General features: G+C 76.2%; 5 protein-coding genes. All 5 read right to left on the bottom strand.

Going from position 1 to position 6,463, the window contains the following annotated elements; translation table 11 throughout:
- Positions 1-129: 129 nt before the first annotated feature.
- Positions 130-1,176: an NAD-dependent epimerase/dehydratase family protein gene (locus ACSNOD_RS26910; RefSeq protein WP_436769662.1), complete on the bottom strand. Its 1,047-nt coding sequence runs from the start codon at positions 1,174-1,176 to the stop codon at positions 130-132.
- Positions 1,177-1,183: 7 nt separating this feature from the next.
- Complete coding sequence (locus tag ACSNOD_RS26905) at positions 1,184-1,897, bottom strand: nucleotidyltransferase family protein (RefSeq protein WP_436769661.1); 714 nt, start codon at positions 1,895-1,897, stop codon at positions 1,184-1,186.
- Positions 1,898-1,978: 81 nt separating this feature from the next.
- Positions 1,979-3,169, bottom strand: a complete 1,191-nt coding sequence (locus ACSNOD_RS26900) for an SDR family NAD(P)-dependent oxidoreductase (RefSeq protein WP_436769660.1) — start codon at positions 3,167-3,169, stop codon at positions 1,979-1,981.
- A gap of 94 nt (positions 3,170-3,263) precedes the next feature.
- Complete coding sequence (locus ACSNOD_RS26895; RefSeq protein WP_436769659.1) at positions 3,264-4,823, bottom strand: hypothetical protein; 1,560 nt, start codon at positions 4,821-4,823, stop codon at positions 3,264-3,266.
- Positions 4,820-6,409, bottom strand: a complete 1,590-nt coding sequence (pelF, locus tag ACSNOD_RS26890) for a GT4 family glycosyltransferase PelF (protein WP_436769658.1) — start codon at positions 6,407-6,409, stop codon at positions 4,820-4,822. Before pelF ends, ACSNOD_RS26895 begins: the two co-directional genes overlap by 4 nt.
- Between the last annotated feature and the right edge of the window lie 54 nt (positions 6,410-6,463).

The raw sequence follows: 6,463 nt of genomic DNA, 5'->3' as shown, positions 1-6,463 counted from the left end.
GCGGGGGCGTGGGGGAGTCGGAGGACGGCGCGGCGCGCGGGGGGCCGTCGTGCGGTGACACACCCCGGCCGCCCGGGCCCGGGGCGTTAGGTGGCGCCCCGGGCCGGGTGTGCGGGGAGGGCTCCGGTGTCACCGGTCACCTCGCGCGGGATGTCGTACGGGCCCGCTGTGCTCCGGCCGGGCCCCACCACGGCTCCCGGTCCGCACGCCGCCGGGGCCCCCGCCGTGGCTCCCACCGTGATGCTCGCCGTGGCCGCCGTCGCCGCCGTGGCCTTCGCCGTGGCCGGCCTCCTCGTCCGCCATGGAGCGCCACAGATCGGCCAGGGACGACGGCAGCGACCGGTCCGGGTACCAGCCGAGCGCCGCCGCGGCGGCCGACACGTCCGCCTGCTGCCAGGAGACCGCCCTGGAGCGCTCGGAGCCCGCCCCGCTCTCCTCGATCCGGCCGCGGAACCCGGAGGCGCGCACCAGTTCCTCGGCGATCGCCCGCACCCTGCTGGCCACCCCGCTGCCGATGTTGAGCACCCGGGGCAGCGGGGCGCGGGCCGTGGCGGCCAGGGCGACCGCCTGCCCCACGTCCCGCGCGTCCACGAAGTCGCGGTACGCGGACAGGTCGCCGACCCGGACCGTGCCCGCCGGGCCGGCGCGGCGCAGCTCACCGGCGAGCCGGCCCGGCAGCCCGGAGGCCGGGGCCCCGGCGCCGACGGGGTTGAAGACCCGGAGCACGACGGCGTCCAGCCCGGCCGTGGTGACGGCGAGCGTGCCCGCCAGCTTCGTCGCGCCATAGGCGCTCACCGGCCGGGTCGGGGCCGCCTCGGTGAGCGGCTCGCCCCGGGGCGTCGGCCCGTACTCCGCCGCGGACCCCAGATGGACCAGCCGCGCCGAGGGGGCGGCGGCGCGCAGCGCCTCGCACAGGACGGCCGGCCCCCGCACATTGACCTCGGCGAGCCGCACGGCGCTGCCGCCGACCGCGCCCACGCAGTTGACGACGGCGGACGGGCCGAGCTCGCGCAGGGCCTCGGTCAGTTCGGGGACGGTGGCGGTGGCCAGGTCCACGGTCAGGTCGGCGGTCGGCCGGCGCCCGCCGACCAGCACCCGTACGCCCGGCACGGCGCGCAGCCGTTCGACGGCGTGCCGGCCCAGGAATCCGCTGGTGCCCAGGACGAGTACGCGCATGGCGGCTTCACACTCCCCTCAGCAGCAGGCCGCGGTGGCTGGTGAACTCCGCGTTGGCCCGGTCGTAGTCGTCCGGCCGGCCGATGTCGAGCCAGTAGCCGGTGAAGTCGTGGACGCTCGGCGGGGTGCCGGCGCGCAGCAGGTCGAGGACGAGTTCGTCGAAGCCGAGCGGCAGTCCCGGCGTGTACGGGGCGAGGGTGGCGCGGGAGAGCCCGTAGACGCCCATGGACACCTGGTAGTCCAGGCTCGGCTTCTCGGCGAAGTCGACGACCCGGCCGGCGTCGGTGGTGAGCACGCCGAAGTCGATGGGCACCGTCCGGTGGTAGGTGGCGATGGTCAGCGGGGCCGCGGCGGCGGTGTGGTGGCGCAGCACCTCGGCGAAGTCCAGATCGGTGAGGATGTCGCCGTTGAGCACCAGGAAGTCCTCGGGGAGCCGGTCGAGCAGGGGCAGCAGTGGCCCCATGGTGCCCAGCGGGCTCTCCTCGGTGGCGTAGGTGACGCGCAGCCCCCACTGCGCGCCGTCGCCCACGTACGCCCGGATGATGTGGCCGAGGTGGCCTATCGCCATGGTGCAGGTGGTGAAGCCCGAGGACGCGAGCTGGCGCAGCACGATGTCCAAAATCGGGTGCTGGTCACCGATCGGCACCAGCGGTTTGGGCAGGGCGGTGGTGTACGGGCGCAGCCGAACGCCCTTGCCGCCGGCCAGGATGACTGCGTGCATGAGAGGTCCCCCTTGGACCGATGTGGAGTCGAGCGGTGGGATCGAGCGGTGGGATAGAGCCGTGCGGTGGCTCGGTGGGCTTCAGACGTTGTAGCGGTCGGTCTTGTAGCGGGCGAGGTTGGCCGGGTCGCGGAAGAACGCGATGGTGCGGCGCAGGCCGGCCTCCAGGCCGTGGGCCGGCGCCCAGCCGGTCGCGGCCCGCAGCCGGGAGGCGTCGCAGACCAGGCGCATCACCTCCGACGCGGCCGGCCTGACGCGCTGTTCGTCGGCGCGGACGCTCACCTCGGTGTCCATCAGCTTGCCGATGAGGGTCACGAGGTCGCCGACGGAGATCTCGCCGCCGGTGCCCGCGTTGAAGGTGCGGCCGATCACCCGTTCGGCGGGGGCCGTGCCGACGGCGAGAAAGGCCGCGGCCGTGTCCTCGACATAGGTGAAGTCGCGGGTGGGGCGCAGGTCCCCCAGGGTCACGGTGCGCCGGCCGGCGGCGAGCTGCCCGATGACGGTGGGGATGACGGCCCGCATCGACTGGCGCGGCCCGAAGGTGTTGAACGGGCGCAGGGTGACGACGGGCGTGCCGAAGCTGGCGTGGTAGCTGTCGGCGAGCCGGTCGCCGCCCGCCTTGGACGCGGCGTACGGCGACTGGGTGACGATGGGGTGGTCCTCGGTGATCGGCACGGTGCGGGCGGTGCCGTAGGTCTCGCTGGTCGAGGTGTGGACCAGCCGGGCCGTCCCCAGCCGGCGCACCGCCTCCAGCACATTGAGGGTGCCGGTGACATTGGTCTCCACATAGCTGTGCGGCGCGCGGTAGGAGTACGGGATCGCGATGAGGGCCGCCAGGTGGTAGACCGTCTCGGCGCCCTCGACCAGGGCGTGCACGGAGCCGGGGTCCCGCACATCGCCGAGCACCACCTCGACCCGGTCCATCACCTCCGCCGGCAGCGCCTCCAGCCAGCCGAACGAGGAGAACGAGTTGTACTGCGCCATGGCGCGCACCCGGTGCCCCGAGGACACCAGCGCCTCCACCAGATGGGAGCCGATGAACCCCTCGGCGCCGGTCACGGCGGCCAGCGGCGCGGTGACGCCGGCGGCGGGCACGACCGGCAGGGGAGCGGTGACCGGCCCCGGCGGGGCGGCGCCGTTGCTCGGCGGCACGGGGAGCCCGGCGGGGTGCCGCGGCGGGGCGGCGCCGCTCGCCTTCGGCGGTACGGGGCCGGTGGCCGGCGCCGGCGGTACGGGGGTGGCCGGCGGGGCCGCGGGAACGGATCGGTTCATGGTCGTCTCTCTCCTGCTCACCACCGGCGTCCTGGGCCGGTGCGGATGACTGCGGATGAACACTGATGAACGCCGATGAAGGGGGTGCAGGGCCTCAGCGGTGCGCCGTCGCTCTGCCCAGCAGCGGGACCGTGACGGCGAGCAGCACCGCCGCCGCCCCGCCGCACGACACCAGCTGGACCGTCACGGGCGCCGCGAGCTTCGCGGCGAGACAGGCGAGTTCGCCCGCCGCCGCGGCCGCGCAGACCACGGCCGCGGGCCACGCCGCCCCGAACGCCTGGAGCAGCAGCGCCAGCCACAGCGCCGCGCCCAGCGCCAGCAGCGCGAGCAGGCCCATCAACCGGGGCAGCAGCGGCTCCCCGCCGCCGCGCCACCCCTCGTCGACCACGGTGGCGCCCAGCGCGGCCACCGCCAGCAGCCCGAGCACGCCCAGGTAGCCGACCAGGCACGCGATCAGCGCCCGGCCCGCCCCCCGGAGGAACTGCGGGCCGTCCAGGCTGCGCCGCAGACTCGCCAGGGCGCTGCTGCGGAAGCGGTACAGCAGCCACTGCGCCGCCCCCATGCTCAGCGTCAGCGCGATGGTGTAGCTGCCGGTGAACGCGGCGCCCGCGCCGTAGCGCAGCACGCCGCCGACCGCCGTGACCAGGGTCAGCACTCCGGCGGACAGCCCGAAGACCCCGTACGGCAGGGACAGGGACAGCCGCGGCAGGCCGGCCGGCTCGGGTGGGGGGCCGGACCGCAGCGAGCGCCGCAGCTCCAGTCCCGCGGCGAGCACCGCGCTCGCCACCGTGGTCAGCAGCAGCCCGACGACCACGGCGTCCCCCGGCTCCAGCGCGGGCACCGCCGCCGCCCCGGCCGCCGTCGGCACCAGCGCCAGCAGCAGGTCGCGTTCGCGACCCAGCACCAGCAGCACCGTGGCCGCCGCGAGATACGCGGCCTCGCCCAGGGTGAACGCCGCCGAGGACAGCGACGGGGAGGTGAGGGCCCCCGGGCTGCCGGTGCCGGAGAGCAGCGCAGCGGGCACGGCGGACAGCAGCGCCCCGACCGGCGCACCGGCCAGCAGACAGCGGGCCGCGGCCCGCCGCCCCTGCCGGCCCAGCCGCAGATAGGCGCGGTGCGCCAGCGCCTGGTTCCACGACCAGCTCACCAGCACCGACACGGCGAGCGCGGTGGTGGGGCCGGTGAGCCCCAGGGCGCCGGGCGGCCCCTGGAGGAAGCGGGCGCCCATCACATAGGCCAGCCCCGGCAGGGCCACGACGAGCCCGTGCAGCAGACAGCGCCGGCCGTCGGCCCGCCAGGGGTCCGCGGGCGGCTCGGGCTCGGGGAAGCCGCGCTCGGTGCGCGTCCAGAGCTCCTCGGCCAGGTCGAACAGGTCGCGCCGGGCGTAGCGTTCGACGATCCGGTCGTCGGCCAGCCCCTCGGACTCCAGCACCGCCGCAATCTCGTACGGGTGGACGGCCGCGGCACAGACGTCCCCCAGCTGTCCGGCCAGCTCCGCCAGGGGGTCGACCGTGGTGCCGGCCACCTCGCGGCGCGCCGGCCCGGGCGCCGCCCCGCCGGGTGCGCCGTACCCCTCCCGGCCGTTGCCGCTGTTGCCGCCGTCGTCGCCCTGACCGCCCTGGCCGCCCGGCACGAGACGCAGGGGCCCGCTCACGCGCTGCCTCCCGCTGTCCCTGTCGCGCCTGTCGCGCCTGCTGTTCCGGTTTCTCCGGCGGTCCCCGCGGCCACTGCCGCCCCGGCCGCCCCGGCCGCGCCCGCCGCCGTCGGGGGCGGCCCGTCGCCGCCGCGCCGCCGCTCGCCGGTGGCCAGCCGCAGATAGATGGAGCGGAACGCCTCGATGGTCTGCCGCAGGGTGAACTGCTCGATGACGCGCAGCCGCGCCGCCTCGCCCATCCGGGCCCGCCGTTCGGGGTCGCCCAGCAGCTCCAGCGCGGCGCGCGCCATCGCGCGCGGGTCGCGCGGCGGGACCACCAGCCCGGTGTCGCCCACGGCCTCCCGCACCCCGCCCACATCGGTGGCGACCGTGGCCCGGCCGCAGGACATGGCCTCGATGAGGGTGAAGGGGAAGCCCTCGCTGATGCTGGAGAGCACCACCACGTTGCCGGCCGCGTAGGCGTCGCGGATGTCGTCCACCCGGCCCTCGAACGACACCGCGGCCGACACCCCCAGCCCGGCGGCGAGCGTCTCGCACCGGGCGCGGTAGCCCTCCGCACCGCGCGGGGCGCCACCGAAGATCCGCAGGCGCGCCGCCGGCACCTCGGCGCGGACCAGGGCGAACGCGCGGATCAGCGTCTCCAGGTCCTTGATGGGGTCGATCCGCCCGGCCCAGGTGAGCGTGGGAACCTCCGGTTCCGGACCGACGAAGGGGAAGGCCGCCGGGTCCACGCCGTTGTAGACGGTGCGGATGCGCTCCGGCGCGGTGCCGCCGCGCTCCTCCCACCGCCGGTTGTAGCGGTTGCCGGGGGTGACCAGGGCGGCCCTGCGGTAGGTCTCCTCGGCGAGCAGCCGGAAGAAGCCGAGCAGCAGGGCCTTCACCGGCCAGCGGTACGGCTCCGCGCGGAAGCCCAGATAGCGCTCGCGCAGATAGACGCCGTGCTCGGTGAGGAGCAGCGGCACCCCGTACAGGCGCTGGGCCAGCAGGCCGGGGAGGGCGGCGAGCCCGCCGCTGGCGGCGTGCGCCACTCCGGTGGCCGGCAGCCGGGCGGCCAGGGGGCGCAGCGTGTGCTCCAGCAGATCGGTGGCGACGAGCGCGTCGTGGAGCGTGGGCCGGGCGGCGGCGACGGTGAGCCGGGGATCGCCCCAGACGCGGACGAGGGTGCGCACGGCGGCCTCGGAGCGCAGGGCGGCGGAGAGCCGGCCGCCGCGGGCGTGGTCGGCGAGGCCGTAGAGGGCCTCGGGGAAGTGCCGTTCGGACGCGGGGTCGAGCAGGGATATCAGGAACCGCTCGTAGCAGCGGAGGAAGCGTGCGAGGTGCCGGCCGCGCGGTGCGCGCCCCTCGGGCGCCGTGCCCCACAGGGCCACGCACGCCAGATCGGTCAGATGCCTCGGGAGCCGCCAGGCGAGCGGTTCGTGGCCGGTGGCGGTGACGGCTATGACGCGGAACTCGACGTCCGGCATGCCGCGTATCAGCTGGTCGCACCAGACGCTCACACCGCCGTGGCCGTGCGGGTAGGTGCCCTCGGTGAGCAGTGTCACCCGGGTGGTGTCGTGGCACGCTGGGGCGCCGAGCGGTCCGTACATGGCTCTCCGGTCCTGAAGGAGGGCGGGTGGGAGCCGGGGCACCGGTCGCTGTCC

This window comes from Streptomyces sp. URMC 123 (assembly GCF_051386515.1).
Taxonomy (GTDB): Bacteria; Actinomycetota; Actinomycetes; order Streptomycetales; family Streptomycetaceae; genus Streptomyces.
This window is presented reverse-complemented; position numbering and strand designations above follow the sequence as displayed.